General features: G+C 48.2%; 16 protein-coding genes. 7 read left to right on the forward strand and 9 right to left on the reverse strand.

Features of this window, described 5'->3' with window-relative positions:
- Positions 1-49: 49 nt before the first annotated feature.
- Together ACYVB1_RS18650 and ACYVB1_RS18655 are read left to right on the forward strand one after the other, a co-directional pair.
- The gene (locus ACYVB1_RS18650; RefSeq protein WP_460925319.1) at positions 50-403 is read left to right on the forward strand and encodes a hypothetical protein; all 354 of its coding nucleotides are present in this window, start codon (positions 50-52) and stop codon (positions 401-403) included.
- 260 nt (positions 404-663) lie between these two features.
- The gene (locus ACYVB1_RS18655; RefSeq protein ID WP_460925320.1) at positions 664-843 is read left to right on the forward strand and encodes a hypothetical protein; all 180 of its coding nucleotides are present in this window, start codon (positions 664-666) and stop codon (positions 841-843) included.
- A 94-nt stretch (positions 844-937) separates the two neighbouring features.
- Here the strand turns inward: ACYVB1_RS18655 and ACYVB1_RS18660 are convergent, their stop codons facing one another.
- Positions 938-1,795, reverse strand: a complete 858-nt coding sequence (locus ACYVB1_RS18660) for a universal stress protein (protein ID WP_460925321.1) — start codon at positions 1,793-1,795, stop codon at positions 938-940.
- 275 nt (positions 1,796-2,070) lie between these two features.
- The gene (locus tag ACYVB1_RS18665) at positions 2,071-3,126 is read right to left on the reverse strand and encodes a DUF6687 family protein (RefSeq protein ID WP_460925322.1); all 1,056 of its coding nucleotides are present in this window, start codon (positions 3,124-3,126) and stop codon (positions 2,071-2,073) included.
- 151 nt (positions 3,127-3,277) lie between these two features.
- Between ACYVB1_RS18665 and ACYVB1_RS18670 the strand changes: the two genes are divergently transcribed.
- A complete protein-coding gene (locus ACYVB1_RS18670; RefSeq protein ID WP_460925323.1) occupies positions 3,278-4,738 on the forward strand; it encodes a nicotinate phosphoribosyltransferase in 1,461 nt (486 codons plus the stop codon).
- Between the two features lies 1 nt (position 4,739).
- On the opposite strand, the gene ACYVB1_RS18675 is transcribed toward ACYVB1_RS18670, so the two are convergent.
- On the reverse strand, positions 4,740-5,030 hold the full coding sequence (locus ACYVB1_RS18675; RefSeq protein WP_460925324.1) for an HNH endonuclease: 291 nt from the start codon (positions 5,028-5,030) through the stop codon (positions 4,740-4,742).
- Positions 5,031-5,157: 127 nt separating this feature from the next.
- On the opposite strand from ACYVB1_RS18675, the gene ACYVB1_RS18680 reads away from it, so the two are divergent.
- Positions 5,158-6,411 carry an MFS transporter gene (locus tag ACYVB1_RS18680; protein ID WP_460925325.1) on the forward strand — a complete coding sequence of 418 codons (1,254 nt, stop codon included), beginning with the start codon at positions 5,158-5,160 and terminating at the stop codon, positions 6,409-6,411.
- A 465-nt stretch (positions 6,412-6,876) separates the two neighbouring features.
- A complete protein-coding gene (locus ACYVB1_RS18685; RefSeq protein WP_460925326.1) occupies positions 6,877-7,665 on the forward strand; it encodes a hypothetical protein in 789 nt (262 codons plus the stop codon).
- 89 nt (positions 7,666-7,754) lie between these two features.
- Here ACYVB1_RS18685 and ACYVB1_RS18690 read toward each other — a convergent pair whose 3' ends face one another.
- The 5 genes from ACYVB1_RS18690 to ACYVB1_RS18710 all read right to left on the reverse strand — a co-directional run bounded on the left by ACYVB1_RS18690 (position 7,755) and on the right by ACYVB1_RS18710 (position 12,659).
- Positions 7,755-9,260: a carboxypeptidase-like regulatory domain-containing protein gene (locus ACYVB1_RS18690; protein WP_460925327.1), complete on the reverse strand. Its 1,506-nt coding sequence runs from the start codon at positions 9,258-9,260 to the stop codon at positions 7,755-7,757.
- Between the two features lie 221 nt (positions 9,261-9,481).
- Positions 9,482-10,783 carry a CsgG/HfaB family protein gene (locus ACYVB1_RS18695; RefSeq protein ID WP_460925328.1) on the reverse strand — a complete coding sequence of 434 codons (1,302 nt, stop codon included), beginning with the start codon at positions 10,781-10,783 and terminating at the stop codon, positions 9,482-9,484.
- A 169-nt stretch (positions 10,784-10,952) separates the two neighbouring features.
- Positions 10,953-11,369, reverse strand: coding sequence for a curli production assembly/transport component CsgF (locus ACYVB1_RS18700; protein ID WP_460925329.1), 417 nt, complete (start codon positions 11,367-11,369; stop codon positions 10,953-10,955).
- Positions 11,370-11,408: 39 nt separating this feature from the next.
- Positions 11,409-11,939 carry a CsgE family curli-type amyloid fiber assembly protein gene (locus tag ACYVB1_RS18705; protein WP_460925330.1) on the reverse strand — a complete coding sequence of 177 codons (531 nt, stop codon included), beginning with the start codon at positions 11,937-11,939 and terminating at the stop codon, positions 11,409-11,411.
- A 303-nt stretch (positions 11,940-12,242) separates the two neighbouring features.
- Positions 12,243-12,659 (reverse strand): response regulator, encoded by a 417-nt coding sequence (locus ACYVB1_RS18710; protein WP_460925331.1) that lies wholly within the window; start codon positions 12,657-12,659, stop codon positions 12,243-12,245.
- Between the two features lie 562 nt (positions 12,660-13,221).
- On the opposite strand from ACYVB1_RS18710, the gene ACYVB1_RS18715 reads away from it, so the two are divergent.
- Positions 13,222-13,425 carry a hypothetical protein gene (locus ACYVB1_RS18715; protein ID WP_460925332.1) on the forward strand — a complete coding sequence of 68 codons (204 nt, stop codon included), beginning with the start codon at positions 13,222-13,224 and terminating at the stop codon, positions 13,423-13,425.
- A 131-nt stretch (positions 13,426-13,556) separates the two neighbouring features.
- Positions 13,557-13,865 carry a thioredoxin gene (trxA, locus tag ACYVB1_RS18720; RefSeq protein ID WP_460925333.1) on the forward strand — a complete coding sequence of 103 codons (309 nt, stop codon included), beginning with the start codon at positions 13,557-13,559 and terminating at the stop codon, positions 13,863-13,865.
- Positions 13,866-13,915: 50 nt separating this feature from the next.
- On the opposite strand, the gene ACYVB1_RS18725 is transcribed toward trxA, so the two are convergent.
- Entirely contained in the window at positions 13,916-15,247 is a 1,332-nt protein-coding gene (locus ACYVB1_RS18725; protein ID WP_460925334.1) for a sensor histidine kinase, read from the reverse strand.
- Between the last annotated feature and the right edge of the window lie 5 nt (positions 15,248-15,252).

Here is a 15,252-nt window from a genome sequence, read left to right on the forward strand (position 1 = left end):
CCCAATGAACTTCATCTTATCAGATAGAATAATTAACACCTTCAGAAATTTGCTCCTGCTAACAGTAACATGTAGCGTTTTCTCATGCCAGCAGACAGAAGAGACAGATCAAACAGAAGCAGCCAATACCATTACTGCAGCAGACACCACAGCGGTCCGGCCTGCTCCTACTTTTTATGTGATTCCGCCGGACCTGGCAGAGGAGCGTGTCTGGATCTGCGAAAATGCATCGTTTGATGTTTTCCATGTGCAGCATGATTGTCCGTTGCTGGCAGAATGCAAAGGCAAAGGCACTTTCCGGAACCTGACCCTGGTCCGCGCCATTGAAGATTATGGCCGCTACAACTGCTATGTATGCAGCGAGGAATTAGCTCACATATTCGATGAAGAGATGGTAAGATAGCTATGTTAGCAAAGTGGTGAAGGGCGCTGCTTTTAAGGCTAAATCCCAACAAGCTGCAAAGGATTGCCTGCACAAGACTAGTTACTTCTCAATTAAATACCATTTAAAGAATTCCCACAAGCTTTGAACTTCCTTTAATGTCAGGATGTTAGCCATCAATCGTTTAATGTTTGAACATTTTATTGATTATTCAAAAGCTTTAGATTTATTTTGCACCCCTAGCCACGCTAGAAGTGCTTTAGTTTAATATTAAGTTAGCCATGGGAAAGAAAATCAATCTTGAAATCACAGACCAGGAACTGTCACGGCTTGAAGAGACAGTGAATGCAATGATATACAAGTTACAGAAAGAATGGTGTGAGAGTGAAGACGTGCTGCAGTACAAAAGTCTATTAGCCAAACTGAAGTCTGCTTTCAACACGGAAGAATTTGCACGCTAATGCAGCAGCCCTAAAAAGTACTGCCGCCAACTTCAAAGAAAAAGCAAAGGCTTCGCTCTGAAAGCGGGGCCTTTGCTTTTTAAACCGCCACCGTCTACTTTGTCTTCTGCCCATGCAGTACAAGCAAAGGCACCTCTGCCTGGTATGTGAGGCGCTCTGCCAAACTTTGCGTAAACAGCTCCCGGAGAAACCCTTTTTTTCGTCTTACAACCGCCAGTATCTCGCCGCCGGCTTTTCTGAAGTAATCCTTTAGCCCTTCATCGCGGTGCTTGTTGGTTATTTCCTGAAAGCTAAGCGGCACATTGGGGAACAGTTTCTGAAGCTCCTCCCAAAAACGCTCCGCCTCCTCTGTATGAGTGTCCTCCGGTGACTTAACTACGTGCACTACGTCTATGTGTGAGCCAAAGTAGCTACCCAGTTGCACCACTTGCTTCAGGGCGTTCCGGTCCTCTTCGCTGTAATCCGACGCATATACTATTTTCTCGAAGCTAGGTGCAGGTGCCACGGAAGGTATAGAAAGCACCGGGCACTTCACTTCCTCTATCACCGCTTCAGTATTACTGCCAATTAATAATTCCTCCATGGTATTGTCCAGGCCTGTTGTGCCCATCACAATCAAATTGTAGCCTCCTGGTGCAGTCAGTTCCGCTGCCATGTCTGTTAGCAAAGCCTCTTTCAGGATATAGTCGCAGGTAAATCCCCCATCACCGTTTGCGCCATACTGTTTTTCAATTTCAAGACACAGCGCATCCAGCTTGCCGGCAGCATCGCGCTTCTGCTCCCCCAGCAGTTCGCTTGCCACTAAAGCTGTTTCAGATGTGTCGACGATTGGCAAATGCAGCACATGCAGCAGCGACAGGTGTGCTCCTGCATGCTGCGCCATGAAAACGGCATAGTCCATCGCCTTCGCAGAGGTATCCGAAAAGTCAACGGGACATAAAATTCTTTCCATATAAATTGTGTTGTTTGGTTTAGCTCATGATTATAGAACTATTTCACGATGTATACGGAAAGAATTACAAGAGATAGAGTTTTTTTGCTGAATAACCTATGTACCTACTCTAAAAGCCTTTTTTATTTTCAGCGGTGTGTTAAGCGCTCCTGGTACCAAGGCAAAATATTTGGTTATGAATAACTTATTTGTCCTTTTCAGCTTTCAGAACAAGTAATTAGGACCTGCCAGTGCCAGTTGAAGCATCCTTCAAGCCTGCGGCTGTCTGGCAACCCTTACTTGTTCAGGTCTTTGATTTCTTTCCAGGTCCACTTATGCCTGGGCTGGATATTTTTATAACCTTCCCGGTAGTAGTTTACCACCTCTTCCTGCAGTTGTGCCACAGGTATGGAAGAAGAATAAATCTCACGTTCAGTTGGGTTATCGTAGGCTTCTGCCCGGGTAAGTTTGTCTCCATCCAGGCGCAGCAAAGGGCCGGTATCAGTAATAGAATCATGGGTCCAGCGGCGGCCGGAGGTTTCCAGTTGATTCAGGCGACCCGATAACGGAGCCATGTTCAGGCGGGGGAGCGTAGGTCGGGAGGCAATGTCAACCCAGGTCGTGTACTTGTACTCTAATTCGTATTTGTTCTGATTGTAGCACGCCAGAACCATATCAAAACCCTGGGTGCGACTGAAGAGGGCATAATAGTGCACAGGGTGCGGTGTCTCGATGATAATCAAGCCAATTTCCGGGTGCCGCGTGATTTTAGTGTCCGGCTTATACATGTCGCGGTAGCCTAGCAACACACCTCCTACTTCATCTTCCCAGGCCCCTCTTTCCCAGTCCGGGTCCTGCAGTACCCGCCCGAATTCCCGGAGGAAGTACTTAAACTTCTGCACGCACTGTGCCGCTTCCTTCTCCTCCGCTTCGTCAGCGGCAAAAGGTTTGTAAAACAGTTCCCGTTCTTTGGCGTTCATCCAGCAAACCAGCTTCAGCGCCTCGCCTGCCAAAGGGTGATTCAGGTCCAGTTCTCTGAAGTCACCGATCAAAGCCATTTGCCGCAGCAACTCCTCATGTTCCAGTGCCTGCTCCGGGTTGAGAAGTGCCCACACGCCCACAAAGCCATCAACATCAAAATGATTTGATGATACATAAGGCAGGTCGAGCTCCGGCAGATTCTGACGCAGGGCATGCAGCACAATGGCAGCGCTGGTATCGTCCTGTACAGCAGCAGGTGTGGGAGCACCCTTCCAGTGCGACAGCATCACACCGTTGGCATGGGTGCTGTCCACCACGATGGCTTTTTTACTTTTAACCTCTGAGAAAGGAATAAACTGTTTTTTCTGCATGGCTCAAAATTGCATCCGTCAGCACTAAGACACAAATTGTTCATTTGTTTAATTGCTGAATTGTTAAATTGCCGGCCCGTTCAAAAGTTAGCCAACTTAAGGCTGATCGTACACGTTGGCAGGTATTGCCTCTTCATTTTGATTTACCGGTATGGCATTAAACGATATATACGCAACCTCCCTCACATTGCTCACCGACCTGTACCAGCTCACCATGGCCTACGGTTACTGGAAGAAAGGTATGGCAGAGCAGGAAGCAGTCTTCCATTTATACTTCCGGAAAAACCCGTTCAAGGGAGGCTATACCATTTCTGCCGGCTTAGAACATGCCGTGCAGTACCTGCAGGAGTTAAAGTTCCGGGAAGAGGACCTGAGTTATTTGTCTAACCTGAAAGGAGGACAGGGACAGCCGCTGTTTGAGCAGGGTTTTATACAGTACCTGCAGGATCTTCAGTTTACCTGTAGCGTGGATGCCGTTCCGGAGGGCACCGCTGTATTCCCCAATGAGCCGCTGGTAAGGGTAAGGGGGCCCTTGCTACAGGCCCAGCTGATTGAAACACCCCTGCTTACCATCATCAACTTTGAGACGCTGATTGCGACCAAAGCTGCCCGTATTGCCGATGCCGCCAAAGGAGATCATGTCATTGAGTTCGGTATGCGACGGGCGCAGGGCATCGATGGCTCCCTCTCGGCCTCCAGAGCGGCTTATATTGGCGGAACCAGTGCCACCTCGAATTTGCTGGCAGGCCAGTTGTATGATATTCCGGTAAAGGGCACGCACGCCCACAGCTGGGTGCAGGCCTTCAACTCAGAGGAAGAGGCTTTTGCAGCGTATGGAGAAGCATTTCCGCAGGATTCTGTTTTCTTAGTAGATACTTATGACACGCTGGAGGGGGTAAAGAATGCCATTGCAACAGCTAAAAAGCTACAGCCCAAAGGCTTTAAATTCGGCGGTATCCGGCTTGACTCCGGCGACCTGACCTACCTGAGCGTAGAGGCGCGTAAACTGCTGGACGAGGCCGGCTTTACCGACACCAACATCGTGGCCAGCAACGACCTGGATGAGCACATCATTACGAGCCTGAAGCACGAAGGCTCTAAAGTGAATGTGTGGGGCATCGGCACCAAAATGGTGACGGCCTATGACCAGCCTGCGCTGGGCGGTGTGTATAAGCTTGCTGCATTAAAGCGGCAGGATGGCACCTGGGAGTATAAAGTGAAGCTGTCGGAGCAACGGGCCAAGACCTCTAACCCGGGCATGCTGCAGGTGCGCCGGTTCTACGATGAAAACGGCAACATTGCCGATATGATTTATAACGAAATGGAGCCCCTGCCCGAACACCTCCAGATTGTGGACCCGCTGGACAGCACCCGCCGCAAGACAATAGCCCCTGAAACGGCCTCCGAAGAACTGCTGGTGCCGGTTTTTGAAGAAGGGCAACTGGTGTATACGCTGCCAGATCTGCCCACCATCAAATCCAGGACGAAATCCCAGCTCGACAGGCTGCACGAAAGCATACGCCGCTACCTGAACCCGCACAGCTACCCGGCAGGTTTAGAAGGAAGCCTGCACCAGTACAAAACAGATTTGATTCTGAAACTGAGAAGCTAAGTTAACGTCGCCTGCCCCTCCGGTTAGAGATGCGCTGAATGCGTTTACCCCGTACCCACTTCAGGTACTTTTGTAAAGGCTCCGCTCTTTGCAGTGCCGGTATACTGTTAAACTGGGTAGCTAAATCGCGGTTGGAGAAGGTGAGGTGGATGGTGCTGTGGCAGGGCTGGCAAAGTTCGGCAGTAGCGCCATAGCGGCCACCCTCCTCCCGCGGCACAAGGTGGTGCCGTGACAGGCTCTGCACTTCTCTCCCGCAGAGCTCACAAACGTTTTCTTCCTGCTTCTTAACCATTCTTTTACAGCCTCTTTCTGGTCTTCTTTTACACAAAACAATTGCGCCAGGTTGATAGTTTAAAGAGGTTCCTCTGTTAAGAGCATGATTATGCTTAATTTACACGCCTACATTGAACCGAAGTATTATGAAAGCCTCTCCACAAGAGCCTGAAGATATCTCTGTTGCCTCACCCGATGCCGTTGTTCCCAAAAAGGTTATCCGTGAAGGGCTGCTGATCTTTATACTTGCCGCCATACAGTTCACGCACATGATCGACTTTGTGATCATGATGCCGCTGGGCCCCCAACTGATGCGTGTGTTCAGCATTTCTCCGAAGGAATTCGGCCTGCTGGTATCGGCTTATACCTTTAGCGCCGCAGTGGCCGGGTTCCTGAGTGCCCTTGTCATCGACCGCTTCGACAGGAAACATGCACTGCTGGGTTTGTACCTGGGCTTTACCTTAGGCACCCTGGCCTGTGCCATGGCTCCCTCTTATGTGCTGCTGCTGACGGCTCGTATAATAGCCGGGGCTTTTGGCGGTGTGCTGGGAGCAATCTTGCTGGCCATTATCGGGGATGCTATTCCGGAGGAGCGCCGCGGAGCGGCCACCGGTAAGGTAATGGCGGCCTTCTCGGTAGCCTCCATTGCCGGTATTCCAATTGGCTTATACCTGGCAAGCCAGACAAGCTGGCACGCCCCTTTTTACCTTGTAGCTGCCCTGAGTTTTGTCATTCTCTTAGTTGGCTTTTTCTTTTTACCCACCATGCGAGGGCACCTGACCAATGCTACCAAAGAAAGTCCTTTCCTGGTGATCCGCAAAATCCTGGGCATCCTAAACCTGCAGTGGGCTATGGCTTTAACAATTACTCTTACCATGGCTGGCTTTTTTGTAGTGCCTTTCATCAGCCCCTATATGGTAGCCAACGTGGGGTTTGAAGAGGCTGAGTTGAGTTATATCTATTTGTTTGGCGGGCTGGCAACCGTTTTCACCTCGCAATGGGCTGGTTGGCTTGCAGACAGGCACGGAAAAAAACGTGTGTTCGCCATTTCGGCTTTGCTTTCCATTCTGCCGATTCTGGTGATAACGAACCTGCCACCTGTGCCACACTATATCGCGCTTATCATCACAACGTTCTTCTTTGTCTTCTATGGCGCCCGCTTTGTGCCAGCCATGGCTTTGATCACTTCCACTGTAGAGCCAAAACTGAGAGGCAGCTTCATGAGTATCAACTCCTCTGTGCAGCAGCTAAGCGCTGGCCTCGGCTCGTTTGCAGCGGGCTTTATTGTAAAAGAGTCTGCTACGGGCAGTCTGCTACACTTTTCCTGGGTCGGTATTATAGCCTGCGCTATCACCCTGGTTTCTGTTTGGATTGTACAGTACTTGAAGCCTGTAGCATAGTAACGCATATCCCTTGTTTTCAAAAGAGCCTATCTGTCATAAGCCAGCCTCTTTTGTGTTGCCTAGTTTGCAACAGCAGGCATTTACAAATACACCTTTCTGTCCTCCATCAGAAAGGTTATAAAATTATAACTCTTCTGTTAAGGTATCTTTAACTCCAACTTTGGGAGAAAACAGCTCTTAATTACCCCCCGGCTAAGGAATAAGCTACTTTTACCTCTTTTTGCAATACTTTAACGATTGAACAATGCAGGCAAAATTCCTTCCAGCTATGTTCAAGAGGGTGAATAAAAGAGCTGTTGCAACATTCTGCAATAAATAACAAAAAAGTTATAACATTCCGTGGGCACTTGTGGTATAAACGGGTGGAAAATTAAGAGCTGTTTTCAGCTGACCATAAGGTTGTTCCGATCGTATTATTACTTATTTTTTCACTTAAATTCTTTCACCAAAACATTAAGTACTATGAAACAACTCAAACTCATTTTAGCTGCTGCTTTAGTCATGCCTTCCTTCGCTATGGCTCAGAACCAGCTAACGATTGACCAGGCTGGTAACAACCATATGGCACAGATTGAACAAGTCGGCAGTAACAACCTTATTGATGTTGCACAGCGGGACAACGAGCAGATGGTGCAGGTAAACCAGTCAGGTAGTGACAACTGGGCTTACCAGGATCAGGAGGGGTCGCAGAATGCTATAATGCTGCAGCAGGCTGGTTCCGGTAACTACACCATGCAGTTCCAGGGAGGTGCAAATAACGCCACCACCATTGAGCAGGTAGGAACTAACGGCTATGTGTATGTGGAGCAGTTTGGAAACGACAACGTTACAGAAGCTTACCAGTACGCTGCAACCATGAGCAATTCCCTGGAGCAGTTCCAGTGGGGTGATGGTAACTACCTCCGCGCTGACCAGGTAAGTGGCCTGAGCAATGTTTCCTGGCAAGCGCAGTATGGCGACAACAACATAGGTGTAGCAGCACAGGCTGGCGATAACTTATGGGCTGTACAGTACCAGGAAGGTAACTCAAACGCGGCGGCTATCCTGCAGTATGGCCTCATGAATTATGCTGAAATTGAACAGTATGGTTCTAACAACATAAGTGCCATCGGCCAGATGGGTACAGGTAACCTAGGGTACATCGGCCAGTGGGGTAACGGTAACGTTGCAGCCATCCTCCAGACCGGCAATAATGGCAATGCCGTTGTGACACAGGTGGGCAACAACAACGTGATTGCAGTTACGCAGTAAAAGCAATTATCTTAAATCATAAAAAATGGCTGCCTCCTGAGAGGCAGCCATTTTTATATACACCTGAAGCAAGAAGCCGTACACTTTGCTTATTTCCAGTCGGGCATGGTGGCGTTGGAGAAAAGCTTTACCCTGTTTCTGCCATCAGCAGCATCCATCATGTATACATCATGTGGGCCAAGGCCATCGTTCGGCGTGTTCACAAATATTATTTTGGAACCATCAGGGGAATATTTCGGGTAAAGGTCATTTGTTCCTTCAGGCTTAAAACGGGAAAGGTCTGTTACACCTGAACCATCGAGGGTTGTCCGGAAAATATGTGCATTGAGTTGCCGCCCTTGCAAGTTCTCAAAACCAGCCACGTCGTGGGTATAGAGCACATTGTTGCCATCAATAGAAAAAGAAGGGCTTTCCACACGGCCCGGGAGGTTCCCCACCAACAAAGTCATGTCTGAGCCATCTGCATTCATGATATAGATTTCTGAATCGTTTATGTCAGCGCCTATTGTCTGAGCTACTATCCTGTCGCCCCTCTCTGTCCAGTCTACCATCCGGAAGTGGCGGTTGGCAGGCGCTGTGGCTACCAGCGTGAGGCCTGAACCATCGCGTTCTATGCGGTAAAGCTTGTTGTAATTAGGATAAAGCAACTGCCCTCCGTCCGGAGACCAGGCAAAGCCAATGCCCTGGTTGTGGTATCCGGCAACAGGCACACTTGTGATTTGTTTTTTATTAGAACCATCCCGGTTCATAGAGAAAATCTGTGGTTCTATGCCAACGTTGGAGGAATAGGCTATTACATCACGCTGTGGATTAAGAATTGGCCACCATTCGCGGCTAAAGTCTGAAGTTAAGCGAAAGGTATTAACCTCTGTACCATCTGAACTGTAAATATTAAAGTCACCACCCCCTGTCGAGCGGGCAAAAAGGTAACGTGCCTCCGGCACTGGTACGGTGGTAAAACTCCAAACTTCACCGTTGGTTAGTCCGCCCCTGTTATCTCTCACTACCACCTGCCAGAAATAAGTGGTGTTATACATGAGGTTACGTGCCACCACACTGGTATCGGATATTGCCTCCGCAACCCTTCTCCTCCCCGTACTGCCCGATTCGTACAGGTAAACATCGTATGTTAAAGAATCGCTGTTTAGCGTATCCGGTGCCTGCCACCTCAGGGTAACATCAATAGGCTGATTGGTTGCGTTTACTTCGGGTGAAGGGCTTCCTGGTTGTCCGGGTGCAGAACCACCGACCTGCGTCTCCTCCAGCACAAGTGTTACATCACTCTGCTCTGCATCCCTTACCGCTATGGTAACTGTCCTGGTTTTATAGCCAAGTTTCTGAGCCGAGATGCTATAATCCCCTCTGGAAATACCGGTGATAGAAAACACACCCTCTTCATTAGTGATAACGGCTGATGTAGCCGGGTTTGTTGTAATGCTGACTGCCTCGATCGGCCGGTTTGTTGTAGCGTCGATAACCACACCCCTGATAGTCCCTCTACCATTGGGTTCTATGGTGTCTTCGTTACACGCCATAATACTGGTTAGCAGCAGAAAGAAGTAAACAAACTTATAAATGGTAGCTGTCTTGAACATGTATATTATAATGGAAAAATTAAGAGAAACTTACCGGCTACTTAGGTTAAAGTCTTTAAGACTTCTAACCTAGGTGCCGCGTGAAACCTGGTACTAAACGAACAAAAAATCAAAGAGTTAATCCTTTATCTCATTTACCGAATACAAGTTGCCTTGAACGGCCCTGTAATGCAGTCAACCAATCCTCTGGCTCAAAGCCAGAGCAGACTATTTGCATAAGATTACCTGTAAAGGCCAAAATAGAAGTTTACACCTACCTTTCCAGTCCAGAAATAGTCATTAAACCGGCCTTGCTCTACCTCATCAAAGCTATCGTTCAGCAAATAGGAACTGGATGCATTGAAGTCCAGGCCAATACGCCTTGTAACCGTATATTCATAACCCAGCCCCGCTTTTACATAAGGATTGAACCCTTCTGTTCCAAAATTTGAGAAGATGTTATCTGTTACCAAAGCACCTGCACCAACCTGAAGGTAGGGTGTGTGCCTTAATTTAGGAAAGAGGTTGTAGTTCAGGTCTAATTCAGCATAGTTTACAATAAGGTCAAAAACTTCACGTGTGGCAAGTCCTCCCCTTCCCAACTTCAGGTCAAACCCCAGGTTGTTGCGGGTACTGACTTTGAAGCCCAGTTCTCCTACAGGTCTTACCACAGGATTTGAGTAGTCGCCACGGTATAGTATGCCACCGCCCGCCACACTTGCCCCCAGCAACCCCCGTCGCTCTGCCAGCAACTGCCCCTGTACATCTGAATGCTGTACATTTTCTTTTTCCTGGAGGTAGTCTTTGATAACAGCTGATTCCATGGCCGCAGGATTTTCCGGGCTCCAGTAACCCGCCAGAATCCCCTCAATTATTAAACTTTGAACCGCTTTGTTGATGGCTTCTTTTACTGCGATTTCTGTCGGCTCATTGTACGTAAAACCGGTTTCTGCCTCCAGCAGGCGTTTGAAGGTAACATACCGGAACAACCCGAAATCAACTGATTGCGAAAGAATGGTTTTGGAGGTGTAAACGGTCTTCAGTATTTCGCCTGTACTAGATGATACGGCTCTTAGGTACACCGTCACTTTGTCCTCCCTATACTGCCCGGAGCCTCCCGCTCCAAAATATCTTAGTCCGGCACCGCCTGTTACAACATTCGCATCATAAGAGATAATGCCACCCTCCAGTATTACCCCTGCAAAAAGGAGCCCGGGTAAAGCGGGTTGCTTGTTGCCGGTAATGGCTTCAGCCTCGGCACGGGTAGAACGTATAATTTTGCGCTCGTTTAAAAGATTGCCCAGGTTTTCCCGCTCAATTGGGGTGAACCATCCAGATTCTTCCAGCGCATTTATAAGAATAGTAGTGGCTCCCTGGGTTACGGCCGTAGACCAGTTGGCATTGTTAAGAGATGGCTTGTATTGCCCGGTCTGGTCCCGGAACTTATATACGGCTGCCACTACTTTCTGCTGTGGCGGCGGCAGGTTTACCACTTCCTCACTGTTTGGCGCAGGCGCACCCAGCATGGCCCTTGAAGTATGCAAGGGCTGGTTGAAATAAGGCGCGCAGGAAGCTAACTGAAGTAGAAATAACAGAAAGGTCAGGGCACGTAAAGGCCGAAACATTTTATGCAGCATAAGAAAGGGTGACGTATGTGTAAGGGTGTAGCAAAAGCAGTACTAAATTGAAGGCACTCAAACCTAAGGGCAGCTGTCAGAAATAGGGAATTGTAACCGTTGTCCTGTCTCCTGTTCCAATGTCCACAATCACAATGTTGATGCCGCTGCCTCCTTCTGTTACATCAATCTGGTAGCTTCCCACTGTATAACTGCCCGGCTCTAATCCTTCTTCACCAAACTGTGAGGCAACCAGCTGCCTTGATAGTTGATTCAGTATCTGCCTGTTCAGGTTTTGCTCGAAGTCCTGGAGTGGGCTCCTGTTCAGCAAACTGTTTACCTGCGCGTTAGGATCTGTTGTTTTATCCTGTGCCTGGGCAGAACTCTGCAGCCACTGGTAATTAAAAGTATCGCCGCCAAAGGCAGGGTTCTTCGGCTGGTACAGCAGGTCTTGTGCCTGCAGGTGGCTCGCTGCCAGCAAACAAATAGCCAGTAAATAGAACAGTTTGTTCATTTTTTTATCGTTGGTATAGCTGTAATCATCAGTTTCACATTAAAATACCTCGCGTGCTTTTTTGCCCTCTGCTTCCAGTTGTTTGTTCAACTGGTCGTTCACCAGGTACTCATACACTACCCCCACCATGTAGGTGGCCACCTCCTCCACAATGTCGTACCGGGGCTGAAGCGGCTGCTCAAATAACTTCACCTCATTCACCGACAGGGAAACAATGGTGATGTTACCCCGGCCCGGAAGTTCTTCTATCTGAATAGTGAAGTTCTTAGCCATGGGAGGAGCCTCCCACTGCCTTTGGAAAACATCGTAAAAATCGCGGCCGGCTTTAGAAATGGTTTTATCTACAATCAAACCATCAATCTCGAGGTCAGCCGAGCTCCGGATGTTCTGCTCGTACTGGTTGCGTTGCTCTGGGGTAAGTGGTAGTCCTGTTGTATCCTGCACAATAGAATCCTGCGGCACCAACGGCCTGTGCTGGGGTAGATTTTGCTGCGCACAAGCGTTTTCGGCTTCTGCCAGGAGCAGAAACAGGCAAAGAAACTTTAGTACAGAAAAGACTATGTTGCTCAAGCAGGATGAAAAAGACAAACCGGTATTATATAACAGAACCCTGATGTTTTTGCTTATACCCTAACTTTCTGCAAAAGTTTACCCGAACACAGATATTCTATTGTTTTTCTGCCAAACAGGTAAAATACGGAGGTGATGAGGCGCAGCTTACGGCACTAGCAAGGTTCAGGTTCAGGTTCAGGTTCAGCTCTCCTGAGTTTGATAAGCGGTCTGTTGCTGCTATCCATGCCTTCAGCCTATGCCTGTAAGACATAGGCTGAAGGCATGTCAGTTATTCGAGGTGTGCTAAAAAGGAGCGGATGTCTAGCGCTTGTATATATGGATGGTATGCGAAAAATAAGAGTCACCGGTTTTTAAGGCCTGCAGTGCGTCCCGCAGTTCGGCTGGCTCCGTGTTTTTAAGTAAATAACCTCTTACCCCCCTTTTCAGCAGGCCATCTACAAGCGACTCCTCTCCATGAATGGTCATAACCAGTATAGAAACATTGTCATACTTCGACAGCAGGTAGCGGGCTGTTTGTACACCATCCATTTCCGGCATCTCCAGATCGAGTATGATAACGTCTGGCAGGTTGTTTTCTATTTTATCCAGCAGCTCTGCCCCATTACTGGCATCGGCAACTACCTTTATTTCCGGAAATGCTTTAAATAATTCCAGAATTCCCTTCCGGAGCAGTACGTGATCATCAGCAATGGCTAATGTAAGCGGTTGATACACCATTATGGTAAATAAGTTTGTTGATTGTTGTGTTATAGTTAGTATTCTGGTATTACTTTACCCTGACCTGGGCCCCCACCCCAGCCAGGAATCTAAAGTTCATTTGTCCATCAGTTAAATTTTTCTGTTCAAACATTGAAGTTTACTTACTTCTCCTTTTGTTGTATTATGTCAAATATCCAGCATTATTGGCCACCTATGGCACTAGTGATGATGGGTGGCTCCTACTCCAGAGCTTTTGCCAGTTTTTCCTCAGAAGAATGATGTTATTGACGTGTCTGCAGTGCTTTCTTTTGTATAATTTACTGACTAGGCAGTAGTTTGGCACCATTTACCATCCATTTCTCCTGTTCAGTTATACAGCCCCCTTTATTTCTGCAGCCCAGTTAAAGGTTTAAATATATAAAGTTTTAAATATTAAAACTACACTATGTTAAACTTTCAAAAACAAAAAATTTATAAAATGATGGAAGACGACGAACTGTACTTAGAAAATAACGGCCAGTAGTGGAAGCGACGCACCCCGCTCCACCGGCAGTCAGACTTTTACAGCGTAGCTGCATTTTTGAAAGGTCAGATATCACGCAACAAAACAGGGCTGGAAGAACCGGGCGATGTAAAAGGAAAGCCGCTGCTGCACCTGCAGTTCCTGCACGAGTATCCGTACTCGCCCTACAGTTGCTTCCGGCACAAGGTGCAGGGCAAAGACGGCTACTGGCGCATATGGCACTGGAAAACAAGACACCGTTGCTCTGTTCCATTAAAGTAACCAAACCTAAAGCATAAAGCTTTGATTTGGCAAAGCCTTTCATGCTTTTAACCAGAAGTACAGGCGCTGCCCTGGTGTAACCCACGCTCCTACCATACCCGTATTCAGGTTGAATGTAAGATGTGAAAGCCATGGCGAAGAAATCATTTCAGGAACTGATAAACACTCCAGACATGCCGGTGCTGGTAGACTTTTATGCCGACTGGTGCGGCCCGTGCAAAACAATGTCACCGGTGGTGAAGCAGGTTGCCAGCCAGTTTGACGGGAAGCTGAAAGTTATTAAAGTGGATGTAGACAAAAACCAGGCAGCAGCGGCACAATACCGGGTGCAGGGCGTGCCTACCTTTATACTCTTCCGGAATGGCCAGCAGGTATGGCGCCAGTCCGGGGCTATGCCAGCCCATGTGCTGTCGCAGGCAGTGCAGCAGGCGCTGGTTTAATTTTGAATAACTGAATACACTCCCTGCATATTCAGTTATTCAAAATTTAGTCATTCGGTTAATGCCTTTAGCTGCAGGCTGAAAACGGTCGGGCCTCTGGGTTGTGTGTTTACCCTAATACTGCCCCCATGCTGCCGTATGATTTGTTTTGACAGGCTTAAACCAATGCCCGATCCCTGCTTTTTGGTGGTGTAAAACGGGATAAACATTTTATCCAGTACTTCAGCTGGAATACCTTCTCCATTATCTGTCACATCAATCCGGATTTTATTTTTTTCCAGTTCGGGTATATAGGCCATTACTTCCACACAGGGCTTTTCTACTGCCTCACAGGCCTCCATTCCGTTCTTGATCAGGTTAATCAGCACCTGTTCCAGTTGCTCTGCATCAGCCAGTATGGTAAGGTTGTCATCGGGCAGGTAGAGTTTAAGGCTGATGTGCTGTGTTTGCATGGTGGGCTGCAGTAGCAGCCGTACGCTTTGCAGCAGTTCCCGTACCTTTACCGGACGGAGCTCTGAGGTAGGCAGCCGCATCAGGCGGCGGTAGTCTTTCACAAAGTTTAGCATACCAGCACTGCGCCGTTCTATTGTCTGCAGTCCCGCCTGCATATCTTCCAGCACCTCCTCCTCTATGGCTTCTCCGGCAGCCTGTTTGGCTATAACTTCACTTTCCAGTAAACCTGCTACGGTAGATGTAAGCGAAATAACAGGCGTTATAGAATTCATGATTTCGTGTGTGAGCACCCGAATTACCTTCTGCCATGTCTGCAGTTCCTGCTCCTCTAGCTCTGACTTTATGTTTTGCAGCGTTACAATCCGCAGCAGTTGCCCCTGCGAGCGCAGTTCGGTAACAGCTATGTTCAACAGCAGTTGATCCTGGTCCAGCACCACAGTTACCAAGGCCTTGTCATTGTGTTTTGTGTGCCACAGCGCATGCACCAGCTCCGGGCTCACCCGTGAGAGGGCGTGTACACTGCGCAAATGCGGCACGCGCAGCAGCTCTTTGACCACATGGTTTACCAGCTGCACCTCTCCTTCTTCGTCAAAGGTAAGAATACCAACACCTACCTGCTCCACAATAGTCTGCAGGTAGTGGTAGTGCGCCTGCTTCTCTGTTTTTACCCGCTGAAAAGACTCCGAAATATCGTTAAAGCTGGCATACAGGTCGCGGAAAGAGGAATTAGGCCCTTCGGCAGCAAATCGCTGTGTAAAGTCAGAGTGCTTGATGGCTTCCAGAAAGCTGCTGATGTCGCGGTTGGTGCGCTCTACAAAAAAAAGCATGTCGTAGAGCTGAAACAGCACCAGCAGGAAAAGGCAAAAAGCCGTCATGTACCAGTCCGTGCGATAAATAACGAAAATGGTAACAACGATAATTGCTACCAAAAGCA

Source organism: Pontibacter brevis, from assembly GCF_054779655.1.